Annotated in this window: 2 tRNA genes; both read right to left on the bottom strand. The window is 55.0% G+C overall.

Annotated features, from left to right (window positions below):
- Window positions 1-19: 19 nt before the first annotated feature.
- Window positions 20-95, bottom strand: a tRNA-Ala gene (locus ACLEJW_RS23320).
- Window positions 96-119: 24 nt separating this feature from the next.
- Window positions 120-196, bottom strand: a tRNA-Ile gene (locus ACLEJW_RS23315).
- Between the last annotated feature and the right edge of the window lie 33 nt (window positions 197-229).

The raw sequence follows: 229 nt of genomic DNA, 5'->3' as shown, positions 1-229 counted from the left end.
ATCAAGGTGCTGTGTGAAGTGGTGGAGCCAAGCGGGATCGAACCGCTGACCTCCTGCGTGCAAGGCAGGCGCTCTCCCAGCTGAGCTATGGCCCCGTATTCTACGGCTGAACCATGTAATGGTAGGTCTGGGCAGATTTGAACTGCCGACCTCACCCTTATCAGGGGTGCGCTCTAACCAACTGAGCTACAGACCTATAACAGGGTTGCGTTACAGCATCGTCTTTTAC

Source organism: Pseudomonas sp. SMSB3, assembly GCF_052041965.1.
GTDB lineage: Bacteria > Pseudomonadota > Gammaproteobacteria > Pseudomonadales > Pseudomonadaceae > Aquipseudomonas.
The sequence above is the reverse complement of the archived record's forward strand: the minus strand, read 5'-3'. Positions and strand labels throughout refer to the sequence as shown.